The 18,598-nt window shown below is 39.9% G+C and carries 15 protein-coding genes; 4 read left to right on the forward strand and 11 right to left on the reverse strand.

Going from position 1 to position 18,598, the window contains the following annotated elements:
- Window positions 1-68 precede the first annotated feature (68 nt).
- The 9 genes from Q4574_RS00185 to ffh form a co-directional block, all read right to left on the reverse strand.
- The gene (locus Q4574_RS00185; RefSeq protein ID WP_303470094.1) at window positions 69-809 is read right to left on the reverse strand and encodes an enoyl-CoA hydratase-related protein; all 741 of its coding nucleotides are present in this window, start codon (window positions 807-809) and stop codon (window positions 69-71) included.
- A 40-nt stretch (window positions 810-849) separates the two neighbouring features.
- Window positions 850-1,419: a sugar O-acetyltransferase gene (locus Q4574_RS00190; protein ID WP_303470096.1), complete on the reverse strand. Its 570-nt coding sequence runs from the start codon at window positions 1,417-1,419 to the stop codon at window positions 850-852.
- Window positions 1,420-1,554: 135 nt separating this feature from the next.
- Window positions 1,555-2,343 carry a Rossmann-like fold-containing protein gene (locus Q4574_RS00195; protein ID WP_303470098.1) on the reverse strand — a complete coding sequence of 263 codons (789 nt, stop codon included), beginning with the start codon at window positions 2,341-2,343 and terminating at the stop codon, window positions 1,555-1,557.
- Window positions 2,344-2,481: 138 nt separating this feature from the next.
- Window positions 2,482-3,108 (reverse strand): OmpA family protein, encoded by a 627-nt coding sequence (locus tag Q4574_RS00200; RefSeq protein WP_303470101.1) that lies wholly within the window; start codon window positions 3,106-3,108, stop codon window positions 2,482-2,484.
- Between the two features lie 363 nt (window positions 3,109-3,471).
- Complete coding sequence (rplS, locus tag Q4574_RS00205; RefSeq protein WP_303470829.1) at window positions 3,472-3,831, reverse strand: 50S ribosomal protein L19; 360 nt, start codon at window positions 3,829-3,831, stop codon at window positions 3,472-3,474.
- A gap of 19 nt (window positions 3,832-3,850) precedes the next feature.
- Window positions 3,851-4,648, reverse strand: a complete 798-nt coding sequence (trmD, locus tag Q4574_RS00210) for a tRNA (guanosine(37)-N1)-methyltransferase TrmD (RefSeq protein ID WP_303470104.1) — start codon at window positions 4,646-4,648, stop codon at window positions 3,851-3,853.
- On the reverse strand, window positions 4,649-5,173 hold the full coding sequence (gene rimM, locus Q4574_RS00215; protein ID WP_303470106.1) for a ribosome maturation factor RimM: 525 nt from the start codon (window positions 5,171-5,173) through the stop codon (window positions 4,649-4,651).
- Window positions 5,174-5,196: 23 nt separating this feature from the next.
- Window positions 5,197-5,448 carry a 30S ribosomal protein S16 gene (gene rpsP, locus Q4574_RS00220; RefSeq protein ID WP_303470109.1) on the reverse strand — a complete coding sequence of 84 codons (252 nt, stop codon included), beginning with the start codon at window positions 5,446-5,448 and terminating at the stop codon, window positions 5,197-5,199.
- Between the two features lie 482 nt (window positions 5,449-5,930).
- Complete coding sequence (ffh, locus tag Q4574_RS00225) at window positions 5,931-7,337, reverse strand: signal recognition particle protein (RefSeq protein WP_303470111.1); 1,407 nt, start codon at window positions 7,335-7,337, stop codon at window positions 5,931-5,933.
- Window positions 7,338-7,509: 172 nt separating this feature from the next.
- Here ffh and ccsA point away from each other — a divergent pair, with 172 nt between their 5' ends.
- Together ccsA and Q4574_RS00235 are read left to right on the forward strand one after the other, a co-directional pair.
- A complete protein-coding gene (gene ccsA, locus Q4574_RS00230) occupies window positions 7,510-8,301 on the forward strand; it encodes an inner membrane protein YpjD (protein WP_303470113.1) in 792 nt (263 codons plus the stop codon).
- A 79-nt stretch (window positions 8,302-8,380) separates the two neighbouring features.
- Window positions 8,381-9,673, forward strand: coding sequence for an HlyC/CorC family transporter (locus Q4574_RS00235; protein ID WP_303470114.1), 1,293 nt, complete (start codon window positions 8,381-8,383; stop codon window positions 9,671-9,673).
- Between the two features lie 77 nt (window positions 9,674-9,750).
- Here the strand turns inward: Q4574_RS00235 and Q4574_RS00240 are convergent, their stop codons facing one another.
- Together Q4574_RS00240 and sixA are read right to left on the reverse strand one after the other, a co-directional pair.
- Entirely contained in the window at window positions 9,751-9,930 is a 180-nt protein-coding gene (locus Q4574_RS00240) for a hypothetical protein (RefSeq protein WP_303470116.1), read from the reverse strand.
- A gap of 73 nt (window positions 9,931-10,003) precedes the next feature.
- Window positions 10,004-10,483, reverse strand: a complete 480-nt coding sequence (gene sixA / locus Q4574_RS00245; RefSeq protein WP_303470119.1) for a phosphohistidine phosphatase SixA — start codon at window positions 10,481-10,483, stop codon at window positions 10,004-10,006.
- A gap of 351 nt (window positions 10,484-10,834) precedes the next feature.
- On the opposite strand from sixA, the gene Q4574_RS00250 reads away from it, so the two are divergent.
- Both Q4574_RS00250 and Q4574_RS00255 read left to right on the forward strand, forming a co-directional pair.
- Complete coding sequence (locus Q4574_RS00250; RefSeq protein ID WP_303470121.1) at window positions 10,835-13,600, forward strand: insulinase family protein; 2,766 nt, start codon at window positions 10,835-10,837, stop codon at window positions 13,598-13,600.
- A gap of 278 nt (window positions 13,601-13,878) precedes the next feature.
- Window positions 13,879-18,405, forward strand: a complete 4,527-nt coding sequence (locus Q4574_RS00255) for an EAL domain-containing protein (RefSeq protein WP_303470124.1) — start codon at window positions 13,879-13,881, stop codon at window positions 18,403-18,405.
- Window positions 18,406-18,598 lie beyond the last annotated feature (193 nt).

An 18,598-nucleotide genomic window follows, 5' to 3' on the forward strand; every position in this document is an offset into this window, starting at 1 on the left:
AGAGATTGAGTAAAGGTCTATGGCAAATTACGAAATGCGTTTTCTTTTATATGATTGTTCTTTTTAGGCTATTTCTTTTTAAAAAATGGAGCAACGGCTTGTTTAAATTCCTCAGATTCCAACTGGTTCACAAAATCAATACTCTCTTTAGTCATTTGAATGACTATCTCTTCTCTTTGTGGATTGCGGATCAGTGCTTTACTTTTCATCATGGCATTAACTGGCAAGCGCACAATATGTTGACTAACCTCAGCGGCAAGCGCCTGTAGATTATCGTCGGTCGTCACTCGCGACACTAAACCATAACTCAATGCTTCTTCACTATTAAGTGTGCGACCAGCAAGAAGAATATCGTTAGCAATAGCATGACCTACGATATTTGGAAGTAAAATGGATGAGCCTGCTTCAGGTACTAAACCTAATTTAGTAAAAGGGGCAGTAAAGGTAGCGCTTTGTGACGCTAACACAATATCACAATGCAATAGCATCGTTAGCCCTACCCCTATGGCCTGGCCATTTACCGCAGCAATCAATGGCTTATTCATTTTAGGCAGGGCTCTCAGAAATAACTGTACTGGTGACGCATCAGTCATTTTCTGCTGTAAGAAATCTTTTAGATCATTTCCGGCAGTAAAGGTATCACCTTCAGCACGTATCAAAACACAATGTATTTCATCATCGGTTAAGCTTCGCTCTAACCCATTGGCCAACTCGCTATACATTTGCTGATTGATGGCGTTTTTTTGGGCTGGACGATTAAACGTTAAGGTTAAAACATTATTCTCTAGTGTGGTGATAATTTCTTGCATATAGACCTCTCTCGTTAACTTTTTAACGAATGTTTAGTTTCTAGGGTTTATTGTTATTCTGATCAATCACAATAGCCGGTACTCCTGCTACAGTGGTATTCTCTGCCACATCTTTAGTGACAACAGCGCCCGCGCCAATAATGGCATTATTTCCGATCTTTACCCCTGGTAATATTTTAGCGCCCATACCTATCCACGCACCATCTCCGATACTAATGGGATGGGCAGTTTCCAGCCCTTTTTTACGTTTTTGTGGATCCTTAGGATGGCTGGCAGTTGAAATAAGTACCCCGGGAGCGAGCAGTACATCATCGCCAATGGTAACGGGAGCAGCGTCTAAAATGACAACGCCATGATTGGCATAAAAATTTTTTCCCAGATGAATATTGAAGCCGTAATCACAATAAAAGTGTGGTTCAATCCAAAAGTTGTGGCAATCACCAAATAACCCTTTGAGTAACTTCATACCTTGCTTAAAGTCTTTTGGTGCTAACTGGTTAAACAAGTGGCATTGTGTTTTGGCATGCATTCGCTGAGCTTGCATTTCTTTGTTGCTAGGAAAGTATTCCAGACCAGCAGTTAGCTTTTGTTTTTCACTCAAATCGTTCATTTCAGGCGATTCCCTTTATCATGACAAGCACTCTATATGATGACACTGTTTTTTTCGAATCATTGGCAATGATAACCAAATATAAATAATCTACCGTTGGTATTTAGTTATCATTTGCGGAGGCGGCCTTAGTTTCTAACCTTGATTAAGGAATGATTGCCAAAGCTTTTCGTAACCTTCGAGCCGAAGATGGAAGGATGATTGATTATGTCGTTGCCAATCTTGGGCGGAATAAAAAGGTCCTTTGCCACACAGATTACAATGGTTAGGTTGGTGTTTGCTACTAGGGCGTAAATTCAGCTCAGAATAATCAGATTTATGATCCCCCCAAACATAGGTTTTACTTTCAGTAGATTTAAGTATTTTATCCCGGTCAACATTACGTAGTTGATAACTGGGGAAGCCGGATTGCTTGAAGGTTACCCAGCCTTGAAACTCTATTTTTTGCGGTTGTGGATTTAAGTTCTCAATATTCCAATGGGAGTAAGGTTTGACGTCTTTAGAGGTGACATAAGCTAACTGCTTGCCGTTTGGATCGAGAAAATAATCAAAACTATGCTTCAAAAAATGCAAGATAAGCAATCTATTTAGGGTATTTTTATGTAATTGCCCTTTAGACTCAAACTCGGCTTTATTGCTGAACGCTGGGATTAAAGGGAATTGGAATATAACAACATCAAAGACTTTCGATAAACTTGCTGGAAAACTGCTTATATCACCAATATCCAAGTTATAAACAATCTTCACCCCACGGGCAGATAAATTCGCTATTTCATTTTTATGATATTTGCTAATTAACCTTTGCCTGTCGTCTAAAACAGACGCAGTCACATTTTTAATCGCTAAATCCTTGAAAATAGACCAGGAAAAAGACAAATCACCATCGCCAACGGTCAATACTCGCCAATCTTCGTGTAAATACATTTTTAGTGTTAAAGGTTCCAGTGTTATAACATCAATTTACCTAGACCCCAGATACAAAAACGGTTTCAAAAGAAACCGTTTTGAGATCTGTACAGAAAGATAAAAGCGCACATCTTCGTACTTAATATGATGCCGGTATTATTGCACAGGTATAATCCGCAATTCCACTCGACGATTCTGCTGACGACCGCTTGCGGTATCGTTACTGCTAATGGGTTGTGACTCACCAAATCCCAACGTCTGCAAACGGCTGGTAGCCACTCCATTTGATTCTAAATAAGCAGCCACACTATTTGCTCTTTGTATCGATAATTGTTGGTTGTAGGCTGCATCACCAACAGAATCAGTATGCCCCTCAACGCTCAAGCGAGTCTTTTCATAACGATTGATGACTTTAGCCACATCATTCAGTACCGGATAAAAATTGGTAACGATTGAAGCCTTTCCTGTTTCAAAGGTGATATTACCGGGAATAGCTAAGCGAATGCTGTCGCCTTCTCGATACACTTCAACACCACTTTGCGCCAACTCATCTCGGAACTCTTCTTCTTGATTATCCATGTAGTTACCAATAGCGCCTCCAGCTAAAGCGCCTAGAGCAGCCCCCCAAACATAGCGACTCTTGTCATTGTCGCCTGTGCCTTTTCCAGCCAGCGCTCCCAACACAGCGCCTATTCCAGCTCCTTTTTGCGCATTATTGGCATTAGAAGCACAGCCACTGATAATCAAAGTTGACAGGGTTATTGCTAAAAGTGTTTTTTTCATTCTTTTCTCCGTTAGTGAAAATACAGCAGAACTTTTCAACTTGTTTGCCTTTTTTGCAATCAAATCATTGGTTTTGGTAGTAGGGATTGCAGAAACTATACCAATACGTTACTCACTGTGGACTTAACTTAAATATTGATGCAAATCTGATAATTACAAGAGTAACAGGCAAAAACTGAAGGTTAACTGAACAGGTATTTATGACCCACTAGGTATTTTTTACAAAGTAAGTTGAAAATATGAAATTAAGCCTACAAATCCTCATTCATCAACTATTCATAAACTTCATAATTTTTCTTAGGGCATAAAAAAACCCGCTTTCGCGGGTTTTCACAAGTTAACAATAACGCATTAATTAAAATCTTAGTTAAGCTTTTCTCTGATACGTGCAGATTTACCTGAACGCTCACGAAGATAATAAAGCTTAGCTCGACGTACCGCACCACGACGTTTAACTTCAATAGAAGAAACTGCAGGGCTGTGTGTTTGAAAAACACGTTCAACGCCTTCGCCGTTAGAGATCTTACGTACAGTGAATGCAGAGTGTAGGCCACGGTTACGCTTAGCGATTACAACGCCTTCGTAAGCCTGAAGACGCTCTTTGTCGCCTTCTTTAACTCGTACTTTAACAACAACTGTGTCACCCGGCCCGAAGGACGGAAGATCAGTTTTTAACTGTTCTTGTTCAATTTTCTTGATGATATCTTGATTGATTTTGCTCATCATATCCTCTCATCCTAGATTAACTGTCATCTTGCTGCGAAAACGATTTTTGGAATGCTTCCAATAAACGTTCTTGCTCCTCAGTCAGAGCTAGGTCATTTAACAATTCAGGGCGTCGTAGCCAGGTTCTCCCTAGCGACTGTTGTAACCGCCACTGCCTGATTTTTTGATGATTTCCACTTAATAACACTTCAGGAACATTACGACCATCTAAGCTCTCTGGACGGGTATAATGAGGACAATCTAATAAACCATCAGTAAACGAATCTTGTTCTGCTGATTGTTCATGTCCCAACACACCTGGCACAAATCGCGATATCGCATCCATTAGCACCATCGCCGGAAGTTCTCCACCGCTTAACACATAATCACCAATCGACCATTCTTCGTCGACTTGTGACTGTATGACTCGCTCATCGATACCTTCATAACGACCGGCGACAAATATCAGGCTGTCATTTTCAGACAATGCCTTCACACCGGCTTGGTCTAACTTCTTTCCCTGAGGTGAAAGGTAAATCACCTTAGTTGGTTTACCCGCTGCTTTCTTGGCAGCGTGTATTGCGTCTGTTAATGGCTGAACCATCATCAACATCCCAGGACCACCGCCATAAGGACGGTCATCAACAGTACGATGCTTGTCGTGGGTAAAATCCCTTGGATTAAAGAAATCTACTCTCAACAATCGGTTTTTCACCGCTCGCCCTGTTACTCCCTGCTGAGTAAAGCTGCTAAACATTTCTGGAAACAGACTCACCACACCAAACCAACGAAGTTCGCAAGAGTTAGCCCCTTGCTCTGTCATTAGTGGGTTCATTTAAAACCCGGGATCCCAATCAACCTTGATTGTTCTAGCCTGCATATCAACCGTTTTAATAACCTGCTCTCGCAAGAATGGCAACATGCGTTCTTTTTGACCGAAAGCATCATTTGAATTGGCTTTCACTAACATCACATCGTTAGCACCAGTTTCAAACAGTTCTTTCACTACACCCAAATCGTAACCATTTTCGGTTATAACTTGCATGCCGACTAGGTCTCGCCAGTAATAGTCATCATCGGCCAGTTCAGGTAGCTGTTCAGCTTTAATGGAAATCTCTAGATTTTTGATACTTTCAGCATCATCACGAGATTCCACCCCAACCAGTTTCGCGACAACGCCTTTATTGTGCGTTCGCCAGAGGTCAACGATATATTCTTTTTTACCATCGCCCAAAAGCCATGGTGAATACTCAAATACACCTTGTGTTTCGTCAGTATAGGTAGTGATTTTAACCCAACCTTTCACACCATAAGGTGCACCGATTTTGCCAATCACTATTGTGTCAGACGCTAGACTCATCTATACCTCAATTTCTGTAGTGCTTACGCAGCTACGACTTTTGCATCTTTTACCAAGCGAGCAACGCGCTCAGACAAGGTTGCACCATGTCCTACCCAATGCTCAACACGCTCAAGATCTAAACGCAAACGCTCTGCTCGACCTTGTGCAGTTGGGTTGAAAAAGCCAATGTTCTCAATGAACTTGCCGTTACGTGCACGACGACTGTCTGCAACCACTACTTGATAAAATGGACGCTTTTTAGCGCCACCACGCTGTAAACGAATAGTAACCATATAAATGCCTCAAACTCGTAATAGCGTTACTGTTAACTTGTTTGCCCTGCTCTTCGATATCAAAGACACCGAAAATCAAGGCCGCCGAATTATACTGATATGACGTAGGAATGCAACTAAGAATAGCTTGGAATTGCTAATAATTAAGTAATTATCAATAAATTGCACGATTAACCACCCAATGTAAGGTACGCAATGGCAACTTTAACCACGTTCCTTCTTTTCAGCTCTTGCCACAACTCCATTTCACTTGCTCAATAAACAACCAATCAAAACAAAAATTACCGTGAAAGAGGAAAAAATGCAATCAACTAAAGGGAAATTCAAAAAGTTAGGAATTTAACGATACAGCTTTATTGTAATCAGGTGGGTTATTTCGACATTTTTGCGATGAATATATTCGAGGTTAGGTGTTTTTGATATTAAATGGCGGGGAAAGTGAGAGCTGAAGGTACATCTCCAGCTCAACATCTTAAACTGTTTTAACGCTTAGGTGGAAACATTCCTCCCATACCACCTGGACCAGGGCCACCCATTCCGCCACCTGGAGGCATCATACCTTTCATGTTTCGCATCATTTTTTTCATGCCACCACCGGACATTTTCTTCATCATTTTTTGCATTTGGGTAAACTGTTTTAGCAAGCGATTGACGTCTTGAATCTGCGTTCCCGAGCCAGCAGCTATACGCCGTTTTCGCGAACCTTTAATAATATCTGGTCGCTGACGTTCACCCGGCGTCATAGAATTAATAATGGCTTCCATTTGGGTAAACTGTTTGTCATTGGCCTTTTCTTTCATTTGCGCCGTCATGTTGCCCATGCCAGGCAATTTATCCATCATGCCCATCATGCCGCCCATGTTGCGCATTTGCTCTAACTGCTCTTTAAAATCTTGCAGATCGAAGCCTTTGCCTTTTTGCACCTTTTTAGCCAGTTTTTGCGCTTTGTCTTTATCAACCTTGCGCTCAACTTCTTCAATCAGGCTCAGTACGTCTCCCATGCCTAAGATGCGAGAAGCAATACGCTCAGGATGGAAAGGTTCTAAGGCATCGAGTTTTTCACCCATACCAATAAACTTAATCGGTTTACCGGTAATATGACGGACTGATAACGCGGCACCACCTCTAGCGTCACCATCTGCTTTGGTTAAGATCACCCCCGTTAACGGAAGCGCTTCATTAAAGGCTTTCGCGGTGTTAGCTGCATCCTGACCGGTCATGGCGTCTACCACAAACAAGGTTTCAATTGGCTTAACCGCTGCATGGAGATCTTTGATTTCTCCCATCATTTCATTATCTACGTGCAAACGACCCGCAGTATCCACAATTAGCACATCGAAAAATTGCTTTTTCGCATGATCGATTGCGCCGTTAGCAATATCAATGGGACGTTGTAGAGTACTAGAAGGGAAAAAGCCAACATCTAAATCTTCAGCAAGTGTTTGAAGTTGTTTAATAGCCGCGGGACGGTAAACATCGGCACTGACCACCAATACTTTTTTCTTTTCACGCTCTTTTAAATACTTTGCAAGCTTACCAACACTGGTGGTTTTACCCGCACCTTGTAAGCCTGCCATCAAAATAACCGCTGGAGGCTGAGCCGCTAAATTGAGGCTTTCATTAGCCGCGCCCATAACTGATTCAAGTTCAGATTGAACAATTTTGATGAAAACTTGACCAGGTTTTAGGCTTTTAGTGACCTCAGTGCCCACAGCTCGCTCTTTAACCTGTGCAACAAAATCACGCACCACGGGCAATGCAACATCCGCTTCCAGCAATGCCATTCTGACTTCACGTAGAGTGTCTTTGATATTATCTTCGGTTAATCGGCCTTTACCGCTAATATCTCTTAGGGTTTTACCTAAACGTTCTGTGAGGTTCTCAAACATAATTCTATTGTTTCCTATTTCTGATAATTAGGATTATACCTAATGTATTTGAAGATAAGAACCTTACTATTAAGAAGATTTATTTGGGCTGGTTTAATATATACGGTAAACTTAATCAGTTTTCTCACTCTAACTGTTTGAATTACGACTACTTACCATAGGGCTTTTAAAAGTGTTAATAGAAATTGTCTGCATCGTTTTTTATCTGTTTGCCGCAGGCTGGGTAACCTCACGTTTATTTCACCACCAAGGTCCGAACCCTAAACTTATGTTAATACCGGCTTTTCTAGCCTTAACAACTCACCTTTATTTATTGATAGAGGCTCTCAATCAAGCGCCTGGTGCGAATATGAGTATGCTCAATGTGGCCTCATTGATTGCATGGTTGGTTACGGTCACAATGACAATTGCATCTTTTGCACTGGCAACCGCCATTTTAATGCCAGTTGTTTTTGGGTTTTCCGCACTTATCGTGCTCCTTGGTGCGTTAATTCCAGAAGTACATATCATGCAAATTCAACTGCAACCCGATTTGGTGATACACATCACTTTGGCGTTGCTTGCTTATGGTTGTTTAATTATTGCCGTGTTGTACGCGTTGCAATTGGCTTATATTAATGAACGCTTAAAACAGAAAAAAACATCGCTATTGCATTCGTCCTTACCGCCACTGATGACCGTTGAGACCATATTTTTTAAATTATTATTAGCTGGCACCCTACTTTTGACCTTATCATTGATCAGCGGCTTCCTTTTTCTCGATAATATGTGGGCCAATGAGCAAGCTCATAAAACCGTATTATCGGTTATCGCATGGTTAATATTTTCTGCTACCACCATTGGTCATCATCAATGGGGATGGCGGGGCAAACCAGTTATATCTGCAACCCTAGTTGGCGCATTTTTGCTAACATTGGCTTATTTCGGTAGTCGATTTGTGAAAGAAGTGATATTGAGCGCGTAAAGTAATTACATATTCAGCTTGAATCCTGATGAAGATAAACATACATTCATACCTGACCCATAATATAGGAACTATTTAGTTGGACGACATCTCGACGAGTACGTTAATTACGCTGCTCGGCATTCTGATATTTCTTTCTGCGTATTTTTCTAGCTCTGAAACAGGAATGATGTCGATTAATCGATATCGACTAAAGCATCTTGAAAATGAAGGTCACAAAGGTGCCCTGCGTGTTACTAAACTGCTCGCGCGCCCTGACAGACTAATAGGATTAATCCTGATAGGGAATAACCTAGTCAACATTGCGGCCGCCTCTGTGGCAACAATACTGTGCTTGCGATTATTCGGTGATGTTTGGGGATTAGCTATCGCAAACTTCGGTTTAACCTTTGTCATCCTTATTTTTGCTGAAGTCACGCCGAAAACGGTCGCCGCTCTATATCCTGAGAAAATCGCCTTCCCCAGTTCCATTATTTTGCTGCCACTGATGTTCCTGCTGTATCCCCTGGTTTATTTAATAAATGGCATATGTAATGGTCTATTAATGTTGTTGCGCGTGAACCCGGTGAATAACGATGGTAAAAATCTAAGTCGTGAAGAGTTACGCACAGTGGTGCACGAAGCTGGCGCGCTCATTCCTCAAAAGCACCAAGAAATGCTGGTTGGTATATTGGACTTAGAAAAGGTTACTGCGGAAGATATTATGATCCCCCGCAGTGAAATCGTATCCATTGATATTAATGACGAATGGAAAGATATACAGCGCCAACTGGTCAACGCCCAACACACTCGCGTGCTGTTATACAGAGACAGCATCGACGATGCTGTTGGATTTGTTCACATGCGAGATGCACTTCGCCTTTTATCTAAAGACCAGTTTACCAAGGCGAGTTTACTACGTGCTGTGCGAGAAATTTATTTCACCCCTGAGTCAACACCTTTACACACTTTGATGTACCAATTTCAAGCGGCTAAAGAACGAATTGGATTAGTTGTAGATGAATATGGCGACATTCAAGGATTAGTGACGTTAGAAGATATCTTGGAAGAAATCATTGGTGATTTCACTACCAGTATTGTACCTGACCATTCCAAAGAAGCGAATATTCAGCAAGATGGAAGTGTGTTGGTTGACGGCAGCGCTAACTTAAGAGAATTGAATAAAGAGATGGATTGGCACTTTCCCACAGAAGGTCCTAAAACCTTAAATGGATTGATTCTGGAACATCTAGAAGATATTCCCGATGCCAATATCAGCGTGCGGATTTATGGTTATCCATTAGAAATTATTGAAATTAAAGATAACATGGTCAAAACCGTCAGAGTTTTACCTGCTTATTACAGTATCCCCCCAGAAGACGAAACAAACTAAGGTTACCATTTATAGAATGAATAAGAGGCTGGTAGTCTGCTTAATAGATTAGAAATAACGAACCGAATGCAGGAGGCTTAAGATTGCTTTTGTGAACGTTTAAGCAAAATTGCCTGTTTCATTTTTTCTACGTTTTCATTGAGGTTTGCCAGACGCACGTAAATACTTTCCAACTCATCATCATGAGTTAGTTGCGATTGTTCCACGTGCTGTTGTAAAGCCTGCTGTAAGTAAGCAGGTAAACTTTTACTAGACATAGGCCTCCCCTCAGGTTTTTATCGGAATAAAAATCAAAAACTGTAGGAATTTACACGAGAAATAAGCCGCAAACTACTCAGGGGTAAAAGTTTTCACAATGCGCCCTTTCGACTCTTCTAGATCATAATCAATACACACAATTGTACCGGTAGAAAACAATCTCAGTTCTTCTATTTCGCACATTTCATCTACCAAATAACTCACAAATGGCATATGACTAACTAATAATAATCCAGTCACATTTTGCTGCTCTTGGGCAAAATGGTCGATTGAATAATGCAATGCTTGGCAATTACCACTGGGTACTAAATCTGCATTAGAACGAATATCGGCAATCTTGGTGGCCAGATTTACCTGTTGAAATGTCTGTTGAGCTCGCAAAAATGGACTCACCATAGCGTGACTGAGTGATATTTTAGCGTTTTTTGCAAACAATTTTAGCCAGTCTCCACTTTTTTGAGCCTGGGATATACCATAATCATTTAAAGGTCTTAATTGATCATTTTGTAAAGATGGTTCGGCTTCACCATGACGCATCACAAAAATGTACATAATTGGTCCATATACGAAGTCTTCCAACACAAACTAATGTGCAGATTATTGCTAAAAAATATATTGCCTGAATTCAATTTCATATAGTAGAGCCGAAAGACGAGAAAAACGACCTGTTTTAGCGGTTTATTTTGGAAATTAGATAATTTCACTTTTTATGGTAAGTTAACTTCGCAAACATGAGGTTTCTATTCAGATTTTATAATCTACCCACTATCAGTAAATAACTTCACTTTGCTTATGCTATGAATTTTTGCAGTTGACTATTTTTAGTAAACAAATTCTTTCAGTTTATTTAAAAAAATTTTTAATCAGTTATGCTTGTATCAAACTTCAAAGAAGGTGATTGAGTTGCTGCTAAGTACAAACGACAAGAGAACTTATTTACATGTCACCCTTGCTAATGGCTTGCGAGTATTATTGGTGAACGATACTGCATGTCGAAAATCCGCAGCTGCAGCCTGCATTCAAGGGGGTCACTTTGATGATCCTAAGCATATTCCCGGTTTAGCCCACTTACTTGAACATATGCTTTTTAACGGCAGTGAAACTTATCCAGAGGCCGACAATTTGGATAAGTACCTTTCTCCACATAGTGGCAGTGCAAACGCGTGGACAGGCACAGAATTTTCAAACTACCACTTTGATGTGACGCATTCTCACTTTCTTGAAGGCCTACAACGATTTGCCGACATGCTGTTTAAACCTTTGTTTACTCAAGCCGCCATCGAAAAAGAGATTGCTGCCATAGAGGCAGAATTTCAATTAAAAATACACGATGATTTACGGCGTTTATATCAAGTACATAAAGAAACCTGCAACCCAAATCATCCCTTCAGTAAATTTTCTGTTGGTAACCAAGATACATTTTCTGCACATTCTTTAGCAAGCATACAAACTGCATTGATTAAAATGCATGAGAAACACTATATTCCTAATAACATGACCTTATGCATAGTCAGTGAAATGCCGTTAGAAGAGCAAAAAAAGTGTGTTGAACAGACGTTTTCCCTGTTCGATTCTGGCCAAGATTTTCAACGCCCCACGCTGCCACCGTTGTACTTACCTGAACAGTTAGGTGTGAAAATCAATATTAAACCTATCAAGGATGCCCGCCGATTAATCGTCAGTTTTGCCCTACCCGATATGCAACATTACAACGCATCCAAACCATTGGAGTTTATTAGCCATTTATTAGGTGATGAAGGCAACGGCAGCCTGCTGAATCATTATAAACGACTAAATTGGGCGATGAATTTGAGTGCTGGGGGTGGGATCAATGGTAATGGCTTCAAAGATTTTAACGTCAACTTACAACTGACTAAATGTGGTGAAGACAATATTTCAGGGATTTTGAATAGCTTATTTTACTATATCAACTTAATTGCAGAACAAGGTCTTGAAACCTGGCGTGTTAAAGAGAAAGCTATTTTAGGAAAATTAGCCTTTGAACATATTGAAAATGCGAAACCCTTGGATGAGGCAATGCAATTTTCCAATTTAATGTTTCACTACCAGGATACGGATATATTATCCGGAGATTACCTCATTACTGATTACAGCTTTCATCCCATCAAGACGTGTTTAAGCTTTATGAGTCCACGAAACATGCGCTTAAAATTAATCAGTAAAGACCTACACACAAATAAAGTAGCGAGTTGGTATGAAACCCCATATGCAATTGAGCCTATTGAACAAGATTTATTAACCGCATTATCATCTCCTAGGGCTGTAGAAGACCTTCATTTACCTTCTCCTAACCCATATATTACGGAGTCTTGTACTTTAGTAACGACCAATGAAAAATATCTTTTGCCAAGCAAAATTTTGCACAACGAAAACCTGCAGGTTTGGTTTGCGCAAGATTCACAATTTAGTCAGCCTAAAGGTGATTGCTTTATTTCATTCGATTGCGAGGCGGTTACTCAAGGGATTAAAGTGTCTGCATATAAGCGATTGTGGGTAGCCCTAATGGTTGAGCATTTAAATGATCAATTCTATCACGCAGGCGTTGCAGGTTTGCATTACCACCTATATGCACACCAAGGTGGCTTCTCCATTCATACAAATGGTTATTCCCATAACCAACTTGAATTAAGTTTAAATATTTTAAACCAAATAATGGAAAATGTTGATCTGCAACCCTTATTCGAACAGGTCAAACAAAAGCAACTTAAAAATCTACAAAACTCATTACTAAACAAACCTATTAACCGACTTTTTGCAAGACTATCTGGCTTGATACAGCGTTTTACATACGCCCCTTTAGAGTTGTTACCAATCGTTGAAAATGCCACTCTAGAAGACATTTATTGGCTAAAATCCCAACTGTTTAAACAGTATTCCGTGGAAGCCTTTGTATTCGGAAACTGGACGTTAGCGCAATCCAAGCAGTTTGCTAGCAGATTAGATAACCTACCGAAGCCCACACTCCCTTTAACCCAAATTAAAAGAGAAGTGGTGGATTTGAAAAATGTGATCCATTATGAAAACCAGGTATCTAGTCAACATCCAGATTCGGCAGTTGTGCTATATTTACAAACGCCTTCGGCAGATACAAAAGATGTGGCATTAACAATCTTAGTGGAACAGTTGCTGGCGTCTCCTTTCTTCCACGAAATCCGTAATGAAAAACAACTAGGCTATTTAGTAGGAAGTGGTTATTTACCCCTCAATCAACACCCGGGAATGGTGTTTTATGCGCAATCGCCAAACTACAGTGCGAATCACATATTAGCTGAAATTAAAACTTTCCTTAATGAAATCACCTCAAGTATTGATGATTATCAGGAGGTTTGGTCGCATGTTAGAACTAGCGTTTCTAAACAGTTAGAAGGCAGTGACACTAATTTAACCGCGAAAGCCCAAAGATTATGGCTTGCAATCGGTAACCAAGACCTTGAATTTAATTTACAAAAAGCCATTGCCAATGCCCTGTTTAAATTAACATTTGATGATATTAAAAATTTCTGTCAAAAGCTCATAGCACCGGCTGATGTGGGAACACTTGTTCTTTATTGCTGTGGAAATAAAAATGAACCCGATGACATTCCAGCCCAAGGACAAGCGATAAAAGATTTAACTGCGTTTAAGCAACAGGCAACCTACATAATCTAAATCTTGGTACTCAACGCAAAGCATTGTTGATGTTTAGACGTTCACTATAACTGACAACTTGTATGCAATGTCATTGTTAATAAAGCCTATTTTTAGAACGGTTTTTAAACGAATTTGTAAATATTTGTTATTTATACGGTAAAGAAGTCACTCAGAACTTGTACAGTGACCTTAAATTCGGCATATTACATTTTTAGATTCGTCAAATTGCTACTGCTTTTTATGAAAAAAATAATAATAAAAAAACAAAACGCATTTTCGATAAGTGAATTTTTGATTTGAGTCGATTACTTCAATCTGTTTGGCTAATGGCAGTTATCTTGCTGTTATCCTTCGGCCAATCCAAATCCTTCGCCAATGTAGCTGATATTCAGCTTCGTAATTTCTCAGTGCAACAAGGGCTATCGCAAAGCACTGTACTGGATATTATTGAAGATCAAGAAGGCTATATTTGGGTTGCCACTGTTAACGGCTTAAACCGGTTCAATGGTGTAGATTTCAAACAATACACAGTTAAACTGCCTGACGGAAAACAATTTCCCATCGAAATGATCCGTAAGTTATTTATCGACTCCAATAATAATCTTTGGTTTTCAAGTATTGGGGCAATTGCCAAATACATACCTGAAAAAGATAGTTTCCAAGTTTACACCCAAAACAACTCCAGCTTAAAATCCCAAAACTTTTGGGCCATAGGTGAAACCACCCAAGGAAAATTACTTTTTTCAGGCGAAAAGTCGCTATATGAATACAATCCAGAATTGGATGATTTCACCGCTCTTACCTTTAGCAATGATCTGCAATTGAACGACTCTGTTAGAACAATCTATGCAGAAGACGATATTATTTGGTTGGGTACAGAAAGAAACGGCATCTTTGCGGTCGAACCAAAAACCAACAAACTCTATAGTTTAGAACAAGACAATCCTTGGAATATTCATCTACAGGCTAAAAACCTTTATGACATCATAAAAATTGATGGTCAGTATTGGTTAGGCACATCAATTGGTGCGTTAGTCTTATCAGAAGATTACCAAGTTGAATTACAGTTGGACGCTTCAAGAAGTGATAAACTGAAAATTATTAATAATTTAGTTCGCAGCATTGTTCAAAGCGAAGATGGAAAAATTTGGTTAGGTACAACTGATGGTATTAGTATCTATGATAGTGCTGAGAAAACAGTTTTTTCCATCGATCAAAATAACGGTCGCTATATTGGTCTAGTCAATCCATTTATTATCAAAGCCTTTAAAGACAGTAACAATTCCATTTGGTTTGGTACCCACACTTCTGGTCTATTTCAATACCACAAGCTATTTTCCGCGATCAAACATTTCAAAGTACTAAACGATAATATGCCAAGCATCAGTAATAGTATTTGGGCGTTTGCTGATAATGGTAATAATACCATATGGATTGCCCCATTAAGTGGTGGGGTTAGCCTTTATAGTACGCAAACCGGCGAGTTTCAGCATTTTTTGAAAAGCTCTACCACCCTAGTTTGGGATTTGGAAATTGATGCAGAGAAACGTTTGTGGCTTGCCACTGACAGTGGTATCCACATATATGAATTCAAGAACGAAAGCTTAAGCCATGTGAAATCGTTATTTTCAGGTATCCCCATCACTGAATTAGAACCCATGCAAGAAAAGTTTTGGGTAAAAGACGTCAAAGAACAGTCATTTTTAGTCGATGCCGTGGATCTAAACCAAGCCGTTAAGAAGATATCTTATAAAGGACTTAACAGTAGCGTTATTGCCCAGTTATTATCAGATAGTCAGAACAATATCTGGCTTAAAACCGATTCAGGTATCTATGTAACAGATCAAAATTATTCCAATTCTACGCGAATTTTATTGCAGAATAATTTGGACGAAGCTCAACCGGTAGTTTTCAACATTCATGAAACTGCAGATGCATTTTGGGCATCTACGGGCAAACATGGAATTTTCAAACTTGATAAACAAACCTACGCGCCCGTAGAACAAATTCATCCTCGTGGATACAGTGGTAAAGGCATAGTAGTTAACTCTGTATTAGATACCCAAAATCAAACATCAGTATGGCAAGGTAGTCAATCTGAGATATGGCAAATCTCCCTGGAAACCGGTGAATTACTGCAAACCATTCCCAGGCAAACATTGGATTACAATGATTTAAATCAAGGCGCTACCTTGATGACTCAAGAAGGCATGTTGTTTTTTGGCGGCACCGATGGCTTCCATGTATTTAACCCAGAGAAGCTAACCGATTTAACCTTTCGCAACATCGACAATTTACAGACTTTACCTAAGTTAGACTCACCAAAACTGACTGAATTAAGGATCCACAATAAGCCTGTTGCCATAGGCGTTGAAGGTTCTCCTTTAACCAAACCACTAAACTTAACCAACAATATTTCACTGTCTTACGAAAATATTCCCTTCGCAGTTTATTTTAGTAACGTAAATTCGCTGTACCAAGATGAGTTGAATTATCGATATCGATTGCTGGGTTGGAGAGACACTTGGATTGAAACAGGCAACAACGAGAAGTTTGCCTCGTTTTCCATAGAAACCTATGGAAACCATGTATTTGAAGTACAAGGCCGGATTGGTAAGGGACCTTGGTCTGACTCCGCTAGACTGAATATTGAGATTGCCCCACCATTTTGGCTAGACACGCCAGCGATGGCTCTATACGGCATGTCAGCGATATTAATATTGCTTTTGATGTTACGTCAATATAGTCGTAAACGGGCCGTGCAAAATGCGATTAAAGAAAGCGAAGAGCGCTTAAAACTGACGCTTTGGAGTAGTGGCGATGAACTGTGGGACTGGGATGTATACCGTGGTCAGGTATATCGAGCCAATACATGGGGAACCATGGATTTCCCCCAGGACGATATTCGTTCAAATTCATCTTATCAAGCAAATATTCATCCCAATGACATGGTGCGCGTGCAAGAGGCTTTAAAAACTCATATAGATAAAAAGTCTGATTATTTTCAAGTAACCTATCGAGCTCGCACCTTTAAAGGTGATTGGGTATGGATTTTGGATAGAGGCATGATTGTCAAACGGGACAATAACGATCAACCCATAAGAATGACCGGAACCTTGAAGAACATCAGCCATCTTAAACAAGCTGAAGAACAACTCAAACTCTATAAACGTTCAATTGAAACCATTTCCGATGGTGTTTTTATTGCCGATACAAGCTTTCACTTTATTTCCGTTAACCAGTCGTACTGTGAATATACCGGTGAGACACGGGAACAAGCTTTGGCAAGCTACCTCAAATTTAATCAATACCCTGAAGCGTTTACCGAAGAGGTGAAAAAAGCCTTACGGCAAAAAGGCAACTGGAATGGCGAGGTTGAATCTACAAGGGCCAATGGCGAACGCTATGAAATGGAGCTAAATGTAGATGCCATTCATGGAGAAGATGGGAAAACAACCCATTACGTCGGTGTATTTTCGGATATCACCTCTCGTAAAAGTACGGAAAAAGAGTTGCTTAAACTCGCGAATACCGATCCGCTTACGGAAATGCCAAACCGCTCGTTTTTCCAAGCTAGCCACTATAATTTAGTGCGCAAAGACGTTCCCCATGCCCTCGTTTGTTTAGACATGGACAACTTCAAAAAGATCAATGATTCTTTGGGTCACCAAACCGGTGATATTCTCATTAAGCAAATTGGTAAAAGGCTGCAAAAAATTACCGGCAACAATGCTACCTGTTACCGTTTAGGCGGTGATGAATTTAGTATTCTGGTAGACCGAGAAGAAGATATGCAACGCATAAATCATTATGCACAGCGAATTTTAGATCAGATGGCCCATCCATTTTTAATCAACAAACAAGAATTTGTATTGGGTGCCAGTGTTGGTATCGCATTTTATCCTGAAGACGGCACCTCAACCCAGGAGCTGTTGAAAAACTCTGATACAGCGATGTACTTTGCGAAAAATGCTGGGGGAAATAAATATCAATTCTTCAGTGGTGAAATGAATCAAAATGCGGTCCGTCAATTACAAATTGAAAACCTAATTCGTTACGGTTTAAAAGACGATTTATTTACTGTTTTCTATCAACCTAAGGTTGATATTGCCACTGGAAGATTAGTTAGTATGGAAGCCTTGGTGCGCTTTGAACATCCAGATAAAGGCATTGTAAGCCCAGCTCAATTTATCCCTTTAGCGGAAGAGACAGGCCAAATTATTGATATTGGTGAACAAGTGCTTCGTAAGGCTTGTGAAGATACAAAACGCTGGGTATCCCAAGGATTATTTACTGGACGTGTTGCGGTGAACATCTCTGCTCGGCAATTTGAATTACCCGACCTTGATGATCGTATTTCTCGTATCTTGCAAAAAGTCGGTTTGTCTCCATTACATTTAGAGTGTGAGATAACTGAAGGGACCTTAATGCAAAACCCTGAGCAAGCCTTGCAGATGATGCAAAGATTACGTGAAAAGGGTATCCACTTAGCATTAGACGATTTTGGGACAGGATATTCATCCTTGGCCTATTTAAAGAAGTTTCCACTTAACACCTTAAAAATTGATAAAGCCTTTATTGACGATATCGCCATTAGTAGCGTTGACAAACACATGACAGCGGCAATTATAAATATTGCACACAACTTAGGCTTGAAAGTGGTTGCTGAAGGGGTTGAACAAGAAAAGCAATTAGAGATCCTCAGCCTTTATGATTGCGAAATGTTGCAGGGCTATCTGTACAGTAAACCCCTCAACGCCACCAAATTTGAACGCTTGCTAACCGAGAACGTGCACATTAGCCAGTTTATTGGCAGCCAATAAATCCCCCTGTTTCCGCTAGTTCCATTCAAACCAGTACTCCCTCCCCTTACCCTCATTTGTCAAAATTTGGACGGCAAAATTTTGACCTATCCACTTATTTAGGTGTATCAAAATTTTGTATTTCCAATAAAATTTTAAAAATAGTAAAAAAATCATATAAATTTTAAATCATTGTTTTTATTATATATTTTTA

This window comes from Aliiglaciecola sp. 3_MG-2023, from assembly GCF_030548205.1.
Classification (GTDB): domain Bacteria; phylum Pseudomonadota; class Gammaproteobacteria; order Enterobacterales; family Alteromonadaceae; genus Aliiglaciecola.

Excerpts from the sequence above, each read along its gene's own strand:
- trmD (WP_303470104.1), bottom strand. The coding sequence starts at position 4,648 with ATGAACCCACTAATGACAGAGCAAGGGGCTAACTCTTGCGAACTTCGT.
- Q4574_RS00195 (WP_303470098.1), bottom strand. The coding sequence starts at position 2,343 with ATGTATTTACACGAAGATTGGCGAGTATTGACCGTTGGCGATGGTGAT.
- Q4574_RS00190 (WP_303470096.1), bottom strand. The coding sequence starts at position 1,419 with ATGAACGATTTGAGTGAAAAACAAAAGCTAACTGCTGGTCTGGAATAC.
- rpsP (WP_303470109.1), bottom strand. The coding sequence starts at position 5,448 with ATGGTTACTATTCGTTTACAGCGTGGTGGCGCTAAAAAGCGTCCATTT.
- Q4574_RS00200 (WP_303470101.1), bottom strand. The coding sequence starts at position 3,108 with ATGAAAAAAACACTTTTAGCAATAACCCTGTCAACTTTGATTATCAGT.
- rimM (WP_303470106.1), bottom strand. The coding sequence starts at position 5,173 with ATGAGTCTAGCGTCTGACACAATAGTGATTGGCAAAATCGGTGCACCT.
- Q4574_RS00185 (WP_303470094.1), bottom strand. The coding sequence starts at position 809 with ATGCAAGAAATTATCACCACACTAGAGAATAATGTTTTAACCTTAACG.
- sixA (WP_303470119.1), bottom strand. The coding sequence starts at position 10,483 with ATGTACATTTTTGTGATGCGTCATGGTGAAGCCGAACCATCTTTACAA.
- Q4574_RS00240 (WP_303470116.1), bottom strand. The coding sequence starts at position 9,930 with ATGTCTAGTAAAAGTTTACCTGCTTACTTACAGCAGGCTTTACAACAG.
- ffh (WP_303470111.1), bottom strand. The coding sequence starts at position 7,337 with ATGTTTGAGAACCTCACAGAACGTTTAGGTAAAACCCTAAGAGATATT.
- rplS (WP_303470829.1), bottom strand. The coding sequence starts at position 3,831 with ATGAGCAAAATCAATCAAGATATCATCAAGAAAATTGAACAAGAACAG.